This window comes from Stieleria marina (genome assembly GCA_007741555.1).
GTDB lineage: Bacteria > Planctomycetota > Planctomycetia > Pirellulales > Pirellulaceae > K23-9.
In genome coordinates this window covers 1,103,132-1,119,430 of sequence record CP036526.1, presented here as the reverse complement: position 1 = coordinate 1,119,430, position 16,299 = coordinate 1,103,132, and the positions used below count along the sequence as shown (strand labels likewise).

The window sequence follows — 16,299 nt, the reverse complement described above, 5'->3', positions numbered from 1 at the left end:
GGGTCCGCGCGAAACAGCACCGTGAAACTGCCGTCGTGGTTTTGTACCGTGTAAAACATGCCATCGATCGCCAATTCCCTAGGGGAAAGGCAATCATGAAGCATGAGTCTCGTCTGGACGTTCGCCCAGCGTATTTCGTACCTTCCCCGTTCATCGCTCAGCGGCCACTTTTTCAAAGGTCGTTTGCTAACGTGGATCGTCAATGGAAATTTTCTCGCGCTATCGCGACCTTTTGCTGCCCGTCGGCATCATCGCCTGTTTGGTGGTGATTCTGGTGCCGTTGCCGCCTGCGATGATGGACTTCTTGTTGGCCGCCAACATTACCGTTGGCGTGGTCGTCCTGCTGACAACGATCCAAGTTGCCACACCGCTTGAGTTCAGCGTCTTTCCGTCCTTATTGCTCGCTACGACCTTGTCGCGACTGGTGCTCAATGTCGCAACAACGCGGCTGATACTGACATCCGCACAAACCGACGGGATCGATGCTGCGGGCGGTGTGATTCGCGGGTTCGGTGAATTCGTCGCCGGCGATCGAATCGAAGTCGGTTTGATCATTTTCGTCATTCTGGTGCTGATCCAATTCGTCGTGATTACGAAGGGTTCGTCTCGAATCAGTGAAGTCGCCGCGAGATTTGCGTTGGATGGCATGCCGGGTCGTCAAATGGCGATCGACGCGGATGTCAACGCTGGCCTTATCGACGAAGCGGAAGCCCACCGTCGCCGAGACGAAATCAGATCTCAAGCGGATTTTTATGGTGCGATGGATGGAGCCAGCAAGTTTGTTCGCGGTGATGCGATCGCCGGAATTGTGATCACGGTTATCAACATCATTGGCGGGCTTTACATCGGTGTCGTCACCGCTGGCATGCCCATCGCTGAAGCAGGCGCGGTGTTTACGAAGCTAACCATCGGCGACGGTTTGGTAAGCCAGATCCCTTCGCTGTTGATTTCGCTAGCGGCGGGTCTGCTCGTCACACGAAGCGCGCAGCGAACGAATTTGAGTGAACAATTTCTGCATCAATTGCTCGGCAACAAGAAAGCACTTGCCATTGCCGGTGCGTTCCTATTGCTGCTGATCGTCACGAACTTGCCAACGATTCCTATGGCCACACTTGGCATGGGTTGCATCGGACTGGCGATCGTCCTGAACCGCAATGAACAACAACAGGCAGACAAAGATCGCCAAAGCACAGAAGCTCAACTAGCCGCCGAGACGGCCGCGGCCAATCAGCCGCGACAAAAGCAGGCCGAGGATTACCTGTCCGTCGATCCCATGGAAGTGTCGATCGGCATGGGGCTACTCGGGTTGGCAGACCCGAGCCGCGGTGGCGATCTGATGCAACGCATTTCAGCGTTACGAAACACAATCGCGACCGACATCGGCATCATCTTGCCAAAAGTCCGGGTTCGCGATGATTCGTCCCTGAACGAACAGGACTATGCGATCCGCATCCTGGGAAACGTTGTTGCAACGGGCACGCTGGAACCCGACAAAGCACTTGCGATCGACACGGGAATGACGACCGGCGAAATCACGGGAACTCCCGCCAGCAATCTTCGCTCACGAAATCGCGCAAAGTGGATCGACACAAACGACGCTCAACAGGCAGCGGTCTATGGCTACGTTGTCGAAGAGCCCTGCGAAGTTTTGGTGGATCACCTACGAGATCTTTGCACGGTTCATGCGGATGAACTGTTGTCACGCGATGCCGCCAAACACTTGATCGAACAACTTCGTGAAACATCGCCAACAGTCGTTGAAGAACTGATCCCTGATGTAATGCGTCTAAGCGACGTTCAGCAAGTCTTGCAACTCTTGCTTCAGGAATCGGTTCCCATCCGCCAACTTGGATTGATACTGGAAATCCTGGGCGACCACGCTTCCCGCTTGTCAGAGAGTCCGGCCGATCCAATCGCACTGTGTGCAGCCGTTCGCACAGGACTTTCACGAACCATCTGTGCGCGATTGCGTGACCGACAGGGCGTCATTCACGCCGTCCGCATCAATACGCAATGGGAAAGCGAACTTGCGCAATCGATCGATGACGCAAATCCAAAAGTTTTGCCACTGTTCGCGCTCGAAACCACAGAACTCACTTGCGAGAGAATTCAAGAAGCCGTTAAGAACCTAATTGCTGACGGCCATCCGCCAGTGATTTTGGTGAACCCGCGAATCCGAACCGCGATTCGTCAGATAACACGTTCGTCCATGTCTTGGTTGCACGTCTTGTCGTACGACGAAATCGCCAACAGTACTCGCGTCGAATCCCACGAAGTGATCGACCTGTATCGCCAAGCCAGTGCCGCGTAATCCAGCTAACAACTAGTCAAACTCGCAGCTAAAATCCCTATGCCAATAAAAACCTTTCGAGCCGCTAGCTTGCAAGACGCCCTGGAGGACATCCGTCGTGAGATGGGTCCTGATGCGTCGGTGCTGGAAACACGACAAGTGCGCGAGGGTTGGATGGGCTGGTTGGGAAATAGCTATGTCGAAGTCAAAGCCGAAGTACGCGGCAGTACGCCAGTGGATGTCGAAACAACACGCAGCAGTACCGAAGCAAGAACAGATTCGCGGCGGATCAACTCACGCACGGATCCGTCTTCGGCCCTGCACCCATCGACGCCCACCGAATCAATCCACCGGCCAAGGCTTCATCGAGGCGATGCTTTCGACGAATCCGAAAACATCACCTCGCCGACGTCAGCGGCACTGCCTGAGGCACTTCCCTCGCTCCTGCAAGACTATCAAAACGAACTGATTTCGCTGGGCGTTTGCCCGCAAACCGCTCATCGCTGGATGAGTGCCACCACTAGCTTTGCCGCCAGCTTTGACGACATGGAAAACCAGCCTTGGCTGGAACATCTCCATCGCAGCATCGCTCGTGAACTAAGATTCGCAGGCCCCATTCGGATACCGCCAGGTTCGCGGCACACCGTGGCTTTGGTCGGCCCGACCGGCGTCGGCAAAACAACCACGGTCGCCAAACTGGCCGCAGGATTTCGGTTGGAATCCAAACGACGTGTTGGCTTGGTGACCATCGACACCTTCCGGATCGCCGCTGTTCAACAGCTCAAGGCTTACGCCGAGATCATGGACTTGCCGATGCAAGTTGTCGAAACCGCCGACGACATGCGTCCCGCCATCGATTCGCTCGGTGATGTCGACTTGGTCCTCATCGACACAGCCGGACGAAGCCCGCGCAGTGACGCCCGAATCGATCAGCTATCCGAAATGCTGCGTTCAGCACAGCCGGACGAAACGCATCTCGTTCTCAGTGCGACAAGTTCGACACCGACGATCCGAACGGTGCTCGAAGGATTCATGCCGGCACGTCCGACGGCGGTGATCCTGACAAAGCTTGACGAAGCGCCCAGTACCGCTGCGATCGTTTCAGAGATCACGACCAGCGACCGCAACATTGGAATGCCCGTCAGCTATCTGACCAACGGCCAGCAGGTCCCCGACGACATACGCATCGCAGACGTGCAGAGCTTGCTAGCGCGGCTCCTACCAACCCAGGTGTCACTCCCGCAGATGGATGCGGCGTAATCAAAACCAAAAAACAACTCATGCTAGGCGACCAACGTTGCCGATGAAGAAACTGATGTGAGCCGCAAAGTCCGAAAGCGACTTGAATGCTTTTTTAAACTGCGGCTTACCAAACTTGGGTGACCAACAGTGCCTCGCACGCACTTGTTTGTTTTACAAGTTGTAGACCAGGACGCAAACGAATTTGGTTTGTTTGACAAATTGGTTTACACCAACCGGACATTCAACGACTGACTTACGAACACGGATGTTCCAAACGGTCGACGGTTGAATGAAGGCGAAGTGGTTTGCGGTTGGCAAGGATGCCAACGTTACCCACGCTTTCGCCGCTTTACACGACGAAGATGCAATGATGGAAACCCAAATCATCGCCAACCACGGCGGTGATTTTGAGAGTCGACAACAATCTGGCAACACGACGTTGCTGGTCAGAGTATTCATGGAGGATTCAGTGGCTGCTGCAGTCTCAAACACCGACGAGATCCTTGAGGTCTGGGCCGCGTTCAAAAAGATCACCAAAGAGGCCCCCGATTACGAACCACTTCGTAATCGCCTGGTTGAACGCTACATGCCATTGGTCCGCTACAACGGCGACCGTATCTGGCAGCGTCTTCCCGATGGTGTCGAACTGGATGACCTAATTAGCGCGGGCATCTTTGGCCTGATGGATGCGATCGACGCTTACGACATGGAACGTGGCGTTAAGTTTGAAACCTACTGTGTTCCACGAATTCGTGGTGCCATGTTGGACGAACTTCGCACGATGGACTGGGTGCCTCGCTTGGTCCGCAGCAAAGCCAGCAAATTGGGCGCCGCCAAGAAAGCTCTGGAAACCAAACTTGGACGCGCTCCGACAGTTGTCGAAATCGCGGAAAAGATGGAACTGAGCGTCAAAGAAATCGAAAAAATGCAGTCCGACGCCAACGCCGTCGGAGTCGTATCACTGAATAAGAAATGGTACGAAACGGACAGCTACAAAGACGTCCGCGAGATCGACATTCTGGAAGACAAAAAGGGTGAAGACCCCACCATCCGCGTTCAAAAGAACGACCTGATGCGATTGGTCACCAAAGGTCTGAACCGTAACGAACGTCTGATCATCATTCTTTACTACTACGAAGAATTGACGATGAAGGAGATCGGTGCCACACTCGATCTCTCCGAATCACGCGTGAGCCAAATGCACACCTCGATCGTCAATCGCCTGCAAGGCCAACTCGGCCGCCGCCGAATCGAATTCGGTGCCTAAACCAACCGATTTGAAAATCAACATCAACGGCATTCTGACCCCTGTTCAGGATGCCGTTTTTTTGTGCCTGTTGGTTGACAACAATCACAACCGCTTCCGTGCGATGTAAGATAATGCATACGGCATGTTGTTCGTCGCCTTGTAGCATCACGCCCGTTTAGAACTTTGGGCCACCAGCGATTCCAGTTGACATCGTGCAATCAGATGACGGTAGAGAAATCTGGATGCATCCCGTTTGTTTCCCTTCGTGCGACAGGACATGTTTTCAGTGAACGATTCGCCGTCCGATTTCCAGACGCGTTTGCTGACTGCACAGGACGGGTCTGAAAGTGCCAAGCACAAATTGGTCACTTCTTTTAAACCGGTGCTTCTCTCAATCGCGACCAGCTGCCTTGGAAGTAAACCGCGTGTCGATAGATTCGCAAACGAACTGGTTCAGCAAGCCATCGCCAACGCAACGCAAAACCTGGGGCAGTGCCGCGTTCGGACCGTTGACGAATTCAAGGCTTGGCTTGGTCATATCATGATCAGCCAGATTCGGATCCAGAAAGATGAAACCGGGCAGGCAACACCTGATGGAGCGACACGACACAACAGTGTCAGCATCGGCGATGAAGACGACTTGAACCGAACCGTTAATCAGGATTCACTGGCTGTGGACAAACAGCGTTTGCTCCGCGCACTGTCAAAGATTCCTTTGAACGAACGTCGCGTCATCGAAATGCGGCAACGAGACAATCAGTCGTTTGATCAAATCGCCGACCAATTAAAAATGTCAGTCGATGCCGTCAACGTGACTTGGAATCGAGCGATCGAACAACTTGCCCAGGTACTGGCCGAAGATTCGCATTGATGCAAACAACTTGCAATCGACTGCCACCCAACTGCATCGAAGACTGGGGCCGTGAAAAACAGTCCGCTACTGAGACGCAATAGTGACTTTTGGCATTGTGCGGCCGATGCGAATCCCAAGCTCTATCCCGCCCGCGTCGGGCGTATAGGATTCGCGATACGCAGAGCGTGCATAGGCACGAAAATCTGAATACCCACCACCGCGCAAGATACGACTGCCCAGCGGTTTGACTTCGGGATGCAGCAGCACGTCGTCGTAGAGCTGTTCATCAATGCTCTGTCCAGTCACGACCCACTCCATCGCATTTCCGTATGTATCACACAATCCTTGACCATTGGGGCGCAACAATCCCGGTGATCGGATGACTTCGTTGGCGTTGCCCGCCCACCATGCAAAATCGTCAAGTCGCTGGCCATTGCTTCCAAAATGCCAATTCGTCAACGTTCCGCTTCGCGCCGCTGACTCCCATTCCGTTTCGGAGAGCAAGCGATAACCGGTCCGCTGAAAATAGTCGCTCGGGATAGTGATCCCTTCGGTGCGATCAATGTTCTTGGGAAAGCACCATTGTTCTTCTGCAATCCCTTCTTGTTCGCTTAGCCAATTACAAAACTCGGCGGCGACGAACCAGTTAATACGTTCGACCGACAAAGGTGAATCTTGATCGCCGAAATAGTTATCGGGGTATCCATAGAATTCACGAAGACGCGGCTTCTGATTCCAAAACACCTGAAACTGCTCAACTGTTACTTCGCATTGCCCAACGGCATACGACCGATTGATTCGTCGTTGGCGACGCGTTTCGTCAGGATCACGACTTGGGGCCGTATCACCTGTGCTTCCAACCCATACTTCGGACGGTCCTGGCACGATTGTCAACGTATGATTTCCATGACGCGTGATGTACCACCGGCGTTTTCCAACAGGTTGGCCGGTCGCAAGATTGGATTCGATCTCATGGATTTGCCGAATCAAGTTGGCTTTTGTCTGCACGTTCAGTTGCGACGACGAAGACGCCAGGCGATGCAAAACCAACCAGCGGCAGGCACTGTGGACTCCGGGCGATGGATGATTCTGAAACCAATCCATGACACGTTCCGACAACTGAGACGCTTCCTGTTTACTGAAGTCGGCGATCAATTCACCGACGCCCAACAGCAGCGCCGAACGGGCCGAATCGTCAGGTTCGACGATCACGCGATCGATCAGCAAATGCCGATCCACGTTCGCTTGACGCAAACGGCCAATGACCTCCGTCCGTACACTGTTGTCAGCGGAATCCTGCCAGGCACTCCAGATATCCTTGTGCATCCCTAGTTTCATTGCAATCAAGACTAAGTTTGCACGACGGCTTGCGTCTTTTATGCCGTCCGATCCCGTCAATGGCTCTACAGTTAGCGATGCCAAACGCGTCTGAACCAAGTTCTTTGCGACGCCGTTCTGCCGTGCAAAAGTATCAAAAAGCGGCTTCTGCCAATCCTGTGCTCCCAATAGCAGATCCAGTACGAGAGGCAAATCGAATGCCGCAAAATCAGCCAAGATCGCCGAGGCGACGTCTTGCTGGGCCGGCGAATACACGGACGACTGAACCGTTAAAACCCTAGCAAGTTCAGGTGTTAACTGTGGCGCCAATGGACGCAGCATTTGCATCCATTGCAATACTGTCAGCGGGTTTTCGCGAACTAGAGTGTCACTGACTCGCCCCGCGATCGAATCCCATCGTGAATCACTAGGCGATAGAACGGCCAATCCACTCGCCGCTGCCAGCAACTGAGAATTTTCAGTCTCGTCAACGGCTGACATCCACAAGTCAGACTGCATTGGGATCTGACAATCGGCCGCAACTTGCCGTGTCACTGCAACCTGCGATGGAGTTCCAGTCAACAGTGCATTGGTCAGATAGTCAACGTCGACTGCGTCGGTGTTCGCCAGCGCCAGGGCAGCATGCAGTTTCTCGCCCGCACTACGCGGGTGCAGGTAGTTTTCACGCAGGAGACTGTTGGCAATGAACCGATGCTCGGACAGATCATCAATCAACCGTGGCAAGTCATGTGTCTTCGCCGTCAACAAACGTTCTACCTTTGCTTCAGCAACCGTCTGAAAACGATCTGTTCGGACCCAATGTCGGACGGAAATGGCCACCAACATGACAATACCAGCCATCAACGCGACAAACAGTGCTCGCAGCGAATAATGCCAACCGGCAGAACACATCATTTCATGTTGCGACTTCGTCCAACATGTTGAATCGGTCAATCGAACAATTGACCAAGACTCCGAAGCTGACGGCAGATGACGCTTCGCCGGATCGGATTCCCATAGCGACGCTCGCTCGGTCAAGCAAAGCTCGGCGCGGCCAACGGGAGTTTCCCGCTGTTTACGGTGCAACCATTCACGCAATGGAGGTACCAAGAAGTCATGTGCCAATTGGTAGTCGGCCGCACCAAGCATCTGCGCCGCGTCACTGGGATCCGAACCAGCAATTGATTCGGCGGAACGTTCTTGTGCAAACGAATTACGGTCAACGGGTGTAATCAATCGCAGTTCTTTATCCAGAACTTGCAGCAGCCGTTCAAATTCGGCGCCGTTGACCTGACTGATTGATTGCAGGTCACTTACCGACCGACGACGCCCTTTGATATCCGCCCCATGATCGGGCAACAATGCCGACAAGACTGAGCGTGCCTGAGTTTCGATCGTCCGATGATTCACGTGCGATGTACGATCACCGAAAGTTTGATCCAAAAACCGAATACCAACGCCCGAACTTCCGCCCAACTGCTGAAGTGCTGCAGGCGTCCAAGGGCGGCCTTTCATCATTTGTGCAAACAAAGCGATTCGCACACAGACCACGCGGCTATCCGTCTGCATGTCTTCGATCGCAAGCTGCACAAATTCGTGTTGTTCGAGCGTCACCTGACGATCATCGATGGGTAAATCCCCGTTTGCCTGGCCAAACAGTGTGAGTACACGACAAGCATGATCTGGATCGAACAAATCGACCGCAGCAGCGTTTCCGCCTTCGACAATCGGTATATCGATTCGATTCATCAAACGACTGACCGACATCCAAAAATCGTCGCGGATCATTAGGATCGCCATTACATGCTGGCCATCGCAAGTTTCCAAAGCTGATATCAGATCCGATTGCTGCCGTTGATCGCGTTGATGCAGCCATTGTTCGAACTGATCGATAAAAAGAACGCAACGGTGCAGACTGTTTCCTTCCGTAGGCGCATCGGTGCTGGCAATGACGGCAGATTTCGGCACGATGGTGCCATCACAAAGTCGGCGTACGGTTTCGGCTAAGTTGGTGCAATCGTCTGGAATCGCCACGTGCTTTGCAATTTTCCGCAGCACGTCTTGTTCGGTATCCGAAGGCGACGCTTCGATATAGATCGGGACAATTCTCTTTGATAAAACAGGAATCAGGCCCGCTTTGACAAACGATGACTTGCCGCATCCCGACGGACCGAATAGCACGCAAACTTCGGTGCCGCGATCGGCCTCCAACTGTTCGATCCGATGTTTCCAGAATCGAACGCTCTGCGGAAACCCATACGTATCGCGAACACCTGGCAGTAGTTCGCAAAAGAAAGCACTGTCATGCTGATCAAATGACCGCAACCCCTGCGGCACGACCTTCACTCGAGGCACAGCATTTCCAAGCATGGTCGAGGCAGACAATTCGCATTCCAGCTTCCGCAAATCGTTGGCCAATTCGCTGGCCGACTGGTATCGATCCGATTGCCGCTTTGCCATTGCCTGATCCAAAATACGATCCAGGCTCGGCGGGATGGAATCGACAAGATGGCTTAACGGTTCGCAACGTGAATTTGCAATCAGCTTCAGCAACCCAGACAAAGACGACGATGTGTACGGCAGTTTTCCAGAAACCAGTCGATAGAGTGTCACACCTAAACTGTAGATATCACACTGATGATTGATTCGATGCTCGCGCCCGGCAGCCTGCTCGGGGGCCATGAAGTTCGGAGTCCCAGCCACCGGAAACGACTTACCATTGATTGATTGGCTGACCGCCAAACCAAAATCGGTAAGCAACGGTTCACCATCGTCCGTCAAAAGAATATTGGCTGGTTTGACGTCACGATGGATCACGCCATGATCATGCGCGTGCTGAAGTGCATCAGCAATCTTTGCGGTGATGCCAATGATTTCGAGCAACGGCAGAGGATGTGCCTTGGTCAGTTCGCTCAGATTTTCACCTTGAACCAATTCCGAAACGATAAAAAACGGAATGCGTGGCGTACTGCCCACGTCTATCACCCGTACGATGTTTCGATGCTGCAAGCCAGCAACCACACGCGCTTCATGCAACGACTCGATGGCGGACTTTCGATTCCCCGCAACGCCCATGCATTTGTGCGAAACCTTGATCGCCACGTCTCGCTGCAACTGCCGGTCGTATCCATGCCACACCACGCCGTATCCGCCGCTACCAAGTTCCGCCAAAATATCGTAGCGTGAATCAATCGTTTCGCCGGTTTTCACTCGCGACTGAGATCCCCGATCGCCGAATTGGTTCGCGTCCCCACTGGGCCAAACCCGCTCCAACAATTCCAGACATTCATAGACGCCAAACAAATTGTTCAGCGTCATCGAATCAGTTCCACCAAGCAACTGAGATGTCGTATTAGCACCATCCCAATTCGAAACACCCAGCCAGGTCGACAAATAGCTGATCTGATCTTGCGTCGGAGTGTTCCAAGTTTCGGGCCCTAGCCGTTCGTCGTCGCGATTCATGAATAGATTACTTCATTAGTATGCAAACTCAGATGCACAACTGCGCGGATGTTTTGACAACGTGGCAGAACGGTTTCACGGCGGCGTCTGAAAATCGTTCTGACGCAATGCTGACGCAGAACCACTCGGTTCAGGATGCTTGCGTCCTACATCGACGTCTAGGCTCTGAAACTGATTTTTGCCTGACAAGATTGTCCTCGAACCGGACAAAACAAACAAATGGCCGCAGGCGTCGCACAGAATCGATGTCCGGGACTAGATTCGTGCCGAAACACCGAGGATGCTATGCTCGTCGCCCCTTCTCTTCTTTGGTGAATTCTGATGATCATCCGATTGATCCTACCACTGTGTGCATCTGTTTTCTGCTTCGTCAGTTTGGCCGACGCAGCGGAAGGTTTGATTTTCGACCGAGAAATACCGCTGCGCAAAATCGAAGCTGAATTCCAATTGGCTGACGGTGCAGCATGGGATGGCCGATCACGTCTGTTTGTCCCCGATGTCAAGGGAAAACAGTTGCTAGTGTTCAATTTGGCTAAGCCCAACGAGGCCCCGAAAGTTCGAAACACAGGGCTTGCGATTTCCGGATGCTGCTTCCAACAGGGGCGTCTGTATTTCAGCGACAATGGCAACAGCCAAATCTCGGTTCTCGATTCTAGTGGTCCCCCGAAAACCCTCGCTCAACTCGATCCCAAAAATCGCCCCAACGATTTGACAGTCGACCATGACGGCAACGGTTACGCCACCGTCACACGCGAAGGCGTTGTGCGTTGCTTTGATGCGGGTGCCGCCGCAACGGAGCAGGGCAGGGTGGTCGTCAAAAACTTGGTCACCCCCAATGGAATTGCAATTTCTCCCGATGGCACCACGTTGTATGTCTCGTCGGCTAAGTCAGGTGTGATCAGCAAAATCTCAATCGATCCGTCCGCTCAAAATTGGGTCCCCATCAAGTTTGCTCAGCTGGATCAAACCGAAAATGGATTCCGTGGCGATGGAATGTGTGTTGATCGCGCGGGCAATGTTTACTGCACCGGCGCGCAGAACATCACAGTCTTTGATGCCAACGGAAAACAGCTAGAGCAGCTGAAAACTCCTGAACGCCCCATCAATGTTATCATTGGCGGAACGGACGCTAGGTCATTGTACATCAGCACGCTGGGTGGTTTGTACGAACAACGCTTAAATGCGTACGGTGTCCTTCCCAATCCTCCGACCACAAAAGCGTTTGCCAACACCAACACGGCATCGACGGTCATCCCTCCCAACCTGCGTGCCGAATTCAACCAAGTTTACGGCGAAGTCGACGGACGAAAACTATTGATGGACGTATTCACGCCGCCTGGAAATTCAACCGCGCCACGTCCCGCCATCATCGTCGTTCACGGCGGCGGATGGCTAAAAGGCGACAAGACAAAGTTTCGCGCGTTGGCAATCAAAATCGCTTCTGCCGGATACGTCACGGCAGCCATCGAATACCGACTGGGATACGAAGCAAAATTCCCCGCGGCGATTCGCGATTGCAATCTGGCAACCAGCTATTTGCGAAAACACGCCAACCAATTTGGAATCGATCCGAACCGGATTGGTGCGGTGGGTGGATCGGCGGGAGGACATCTTGTCGGATTGATGGCGACCGGCGCGAATACCGCTGACTTGCACCATTCATTTGCCCCCCAGACGACAAGTCAGTTACAAACGGCTGTTGTGCTGGCTGGCCCTTTGCAGGTCGCGACCGGTTCGGTGGCCGACCGATCACACGAAATGTCAACCAAGTCCAATGCGGTCAATTGGATCGGCGGCACAATCGATGAAGCCCCGAAAATGTATGCTTTGGCCGACGCCCACCAAAAGATCGATTCGCAAACGCCACCGACGCTCTTCATTGCGGGATCGTTGGACAATCCCGATCGCAATGCAGCATCACGATCCAAGCTGCAAGAACTGGGAATCACCACCAAACTTATTGTCCATGATAAAGCCACCCACGGACATTGGAACCGAGCGGACTGGATCGATCGCGTTGTCGCTGACATCGATTCGTTTACCAAAGAACATCTTTAATCGTTCGTCCACGACGGCACGAACCGCATCGACGACCAGTGCGGTTCTTTGTTTTTAACTTCAAATTTTATACAACTGGATTGAATCGTTGCGCATCGCTCACATCATTACTCGGATGATCATTGGTGGTGCCCAAGAAAACACGCTACTGAATTGTTTGGATCTCATTCGCGAACACGGAGACGAAACCCTTTTGATCACGGGACCGGAAACTGGCCCCGAAGGCGACTTGTTAAGCCAGGGCAGGGCAGGGGAGCTGCCGGTCGAAGTGCTACCGGATCTTCGCCGTGCGATCCACCCGCTGCACGACTGGAAAGCCGCCCGTGCCATTCGCGAATCCATTCGACGATTCAAACCAGATGTCGTTCATACGCACAGCGCCAAAGCTGGATTGATTGGGCGACACATCGCTTGGAACGAAAAAGTCCCTGCAGTCATTCACACGGTTCACGGCGCGCCGTTTCATCCTTATCAGTCAGCTTTGGCACGTCAGTTTTTTCAACGGTGCGAAACATGGGCGTCCCGACGCTGCCACCGGCTGATCTCAGTTGCCGATGCGATGACCAATCAATTGGTCAATGCGGGTGTGGCGAAACGAAAAAAGTTCACGACGATCTACAGTGGGATGGATGTGCAACCGTTCTTGGATGCAAACCAACATCGCGGTGAAGTCCGCAGCCGGCTAGGGATCGGTGACGACCATATCGTGATCGGAAAAATCGCCCGATTATTTCACCTTAAAGGGCACGATGATTTGATCACCGCGGCCGCTGACGTCGTCAAGGCAGTACCCCGCGTTCGCTTCTTATTGGTGGGTGATGGCATCTTGCGGTCAGCATTGACCGAGCGGATCGCTTCGCTTGGCCTACGCTCACATTTTATCTTCACTGGCCTAGTGCCTCCTTCGGAAGTTCCATCGCTTATCGGTGCGATGGATGCACTGGTCCATACGTCCTACCGCGAAGGGCTGGCCCGGGCGCTCTCGCAAACGTTGATCGCAGGCAAACCGGTCGTCAGCTACGACGTGGACGGGGCACGCGAAGTCTGCCTCGACGACGAAACGGGATATCTAATTCGCCCCGCCGACACCGCGAAACTGGCCGAGGCGTTGTCGAAATTGGCATCCGACGCAGAATTGCGAGCCCGAATGGGCGGGGAAGGGCAGAGGCGTTTCACCGAACAATTTCGCCACCAGACGATGACTCGGCAAATTCGACGTGTCTACGAAGAAGTGCTGAGCGGAAAAACGCCAGCCACGCCTGATTCAGCCACCTGAATCAATCCGCCTACCAAAGCAACGGTTCCGCCGTTCCTCGGGTTCCCGAGAGCTGGCGAGCCCAACTATCATGTCAGCGGTTCGATTCTGTTCGCAAACTTCTCAATTACTCCTAGCAACTCATGTCAAGACAACGAGACTTCCTGGGGCCCTATCGGCTTGCTCGATTGATTCGTGGCGGTAGCACGGCGGACGTATGGGAAGCCATCGAAGAAAACACCAACGATCGCTATGCTCTGAAGATCTTGAAACAGACCAGCATGGATGACAAGGGCGAACTGGCGGCTCTGAAACACGAGTACAACATTGCCAAGGACTTATCGAGTCCGCGAATTATCAAAGTCCGGGAGATGCGAACCGAAGCCGGCGTGCTGTTCTTGGCAATGGAGCTTTTCAGCGAACTGAATATGAAACAGGCGCTGCGGCGCGGCCCTGATTCGTTGGCATTCATGCTGGACAAAATTGTCGAACAAGCCGCCGAAGGCTTGTACTACATGCACACCAAAAACTACATCCACTTGGATATCAAACCCGACAACTTCTTGGTTAGCCGCGACGGAACGGTAAAGCTGATTGACTTTACAATCAGCGAAAAAAAGAAAACCGGGCTGAGCAAAATATTTTACAGTTCCAAGGTCGCCCGTGGCACGCGTAGCTACATGGCGCCAGAACAGATTCGTCGCAAAGTTTGCGACGAGCGAACTGACATCTATGCCTTTGGCTGCGTGCTGTACGAATTGTGCACGGGCAAACCACCGTACACAGGCGACACTCCAAACGATTTGCTCAACCGGCACTTGTCTTCCTCCATCCCGAGCCCGATTGCACAGAATCCAAACGTCACCAAGGACTTCGCCAACTTGGTCAAAAGCATGATGGCCAAGAAGCCCGAAGACAGACTGCAGCTGCCCGGACAACAAAACAAGATCGTGCCCACCATGTGGGAATTCCTGAAAGTATTTCGCACCATCGAAATCTTCAACAAGCGACCACGAAAACCTGAGATCAGCGTCTTTGACCACAACGTCGGGATCAAAGGAGCCGATGACATGTTCATCAAGCCATCGGTTAGCTCCGATGAGCCCGAAGAAGAAAAGCCGCGAAAACGAAAACCAAAAAAGACGACTGAAGAAGGTGACAAAGAATGAGCGGCGGACCCGGACTTGAGTTTGAAGTAGCGATTGCGGATTTAGAGTCACGCATCGCAGCCTTGGAACGTCAGACAGATCGCAGTGACGCGACCGAAAACGAAATTCGCGAACTGCGAATGGAGTTGGTCAATCAATTGCGAGATGTCTATGGATCATTGGACGCGTGGCAAACGGTACAAGTTGCGCGCCACAAAAACCGACCTTACACACGCGACTATTTGAACCTGGCGTTCGATGAATTTGTCGAACTCCATGGAGACAAACACTTTGGTGATGATCGCGCGATGCTGTCGGGTTTCGCCAAACTGGATCGATTCAAAGTCATGGTGCTCGGGCATCAGAAAGGCCGGACTTATAAAGAACGCGCGGCCTGTCATTTCGGTTGCGCGCATCCCGAAGGCTACCGCAAAGCGATGACGAAAATGCGACTGGCTGAAAAGTACCAGTTGCCACTGATTTGCTTTATCGACACCCCAGGTGCCTACCCGGGCATCGGGGCAGAGGAGCGCGGTCAAGCGCAAGTGATCGCCGAAAGCATGTTCATGATGAGCCGCTTGAAGACGCCTGTGATTTGCGTCGTGATCGGCGAAGGCGGATCTGGCGGCGCATTGGGGATTGGCGTCGGCGATCGTGTTGCCGTGTTGCAGCATGCGTACTACAGCGTCATCAGTCCCGAAGGTTGCGCGGGAATCTTGTGGAAAAGCCACGAGCATGCTCCCAAAGCAGCAGCGGCATTGCGATTCACCAGCAAAGACCTTCGGCGACTCAATGTGGTCGACGATGTCTTGGAAGAACCACTCGGCGGTGCTCACCGTGATCACCATCAGATGGCTTCGCGTTTGAAGACTTATCTGTCTCGCACGCTGGCCGAACTAGAGCAAAAAACGTCGGATGAACTGGTAGATTCGCGGTACGAAAAATTCCGCCGCATCGGTGTGTTCTTGGAAGACGCGTCGTAGCGTCGCTCAACCTCACCAACAGGTCATTCGATGCCAGATCGCGCCAAGCGATCAGCAGTTGCAAATCGGTGAAGTGCCCCTGCACGTCTCCGATTGCGAATCGCTTCATCGTGTCGATCGCCGCTCAGGCGATGCCTGAACAGTCTGCATAATCGGAAAATCTCTGCCCCGATTGAAATTCGATTTTTCGCGATTTTCGATTTTCAAAATCCTCGATTTTTGTTTTCAAAATCGTTTCTCAAAAGATCGAATCGAGAACTTTTCAATTTTGAAATTTAAAACTCGTTTTTTGTTTCACAGAATCGATTTTGATCTCATTTTTTGATCCGACGCCGCAGTTTGATTCGCGAAATTTTTGTTGTCGACAACCAAGCAAAACTGATCCGTTGTCGACAACCGGAGACGCTTCCGCGTCGACAATTTTTTACAGCACGAAAAAGTG

9 protein-coding genes are annotated in these 16,299 nt (G+C 53.2%); 8 read left to right on the top strand and 1 reads right to left on the bottom strand.

Going from position 1 to position 16,299, the window contains the following annotated elements; all coding sequences use genetic code 11:
- The first annotated feature begins 202 nt into the window (after positions 1-202).
- From K239x_RS04020 to K239x_RS04005, 4 genes are all read left to right on the top strand, one after another.
- The gene (locus K239x_RS04020; protein WP_145416365.1) at positions 203-2,311 is read left to right on the top strand and encodes a flagellar biosynthesis protein FlhA; all 2,109 of its coding nucleotides are present in this window, start codon (positions 203-205) and stop codon (positions 2,309-2,311) included.
- Positions 2,312-2,350: 39 nt separating this feature from the next.
- Positions 2,351-3,550, top strand: coding sequence for a flagellar biosynthesis GTPase FlhF (gene flhF / locus K239x_RS04015; RefSeq protein ID WP_145416364.1), 1,200 nt, complete (start codon positions 2,351-2,353; stop codon positions 3,548-3,550).
- 439 nt (positions 3,551-3,989) lie between these two features.
- Entirely contained in the window at positions 3,990-4,799 is an 810-nt protein-coding gene (locus K239x_RS04010) for a FliA/WhiG family RNA polymerase sigma factor (RefSeq protein WP_145422127.1), read from the top strand.
- Between the two features lie 259 nt (positions 4,800-5,058).
- Positions 5,059-5,652 (top strand): RNA polymerase sigma factor, encoded by a 594-nt coding sequence (locus K239x_RS04005; protein WP_145416363.1) that lies wholly within the window; start codon positions 5,059-5,061, stop codon positions 5,650-5,652.
- Positions 5,653-5,718: 66 nt separating this feature from the next.
- Here the strand turns inward: K239x_RS04005 and K239x_RS04000 are convergent, their stop codons facing one another.
- Complete coding sequence (locus K239x_RS04000; protein ID WP_145416362.1) at positions 5,719-10,413, bottom strand: bifunctional serine/threonine-protein kinase/formylglycine-generating enzyme family protein; 4,695 nt, start codon at positions 10,411-10,413, stop codon at positions 5,719-5,721.
- 321 nt (positions 10,414-10,734) lie between these two features.
- On the opposite strand from K239x_RS04000, the gene K239x_RS03995 reads away from it, so the two are divergent.
- The 4 genes from K239x_RS03995 (at position 10,735) to K239x_RS03980 (ending at position 15,857) form a co-directional block, all read left to right on the top strand.
- Positions 10,735-12,471 (top strand): SMP-30/gluconolactonase/LRE family protein, encoded by a 1,737-nt coding sequence (locus K239x_RS03995; RefSeq protein ID WP_145416361.1) that lies wholly within the window; start codon positions 10,735-10,737, stop codon positions 12,469-12,471.
- Positions 12,472-12,559: 88 nt separating this feature from the next.
- Positions 12,560-13,747 carry a glycosyltransferase family 4 protein gene (locus K239x_RS03990; RefSeq protein WP_145416360.1) on the top strand — a complete coding sequence of 396 codons (1,188 nt, stop codon included), beginning with the start codon at positions 12,560-12,562 and terminating at the stop codon, positions 13,745-13,747.
- Positions 13,748-13,869: 122 nt separating this feature from the next.
- Entirely contained in the window at positions 13,870-14,895 is a 1,026-nt protein-coding gene (locus K239x_RS03985; RefSeq protein WP_145416359.1) for a serine/threonine-protein kinase, read from the top strand.
- On the top strand, positions 14,892-15,857 hold the full coding sequence (locus K239x_RS03980; RefSeq protein WP_145416358.1) for an acetyl-CoA carboxylase carboxyltransferase subunit alpha: 966 nt from the start codon (positions 14,892-14,894) through the stop codon (positions 15,855-15,857). The genes K239x_RS03985 and K239x_RS03980 overlap by 4 nt, the downstream gene beginning before the upstream one ends.
- Positions 15,858-16,299 lie beyond the last annotated feature (442 nt).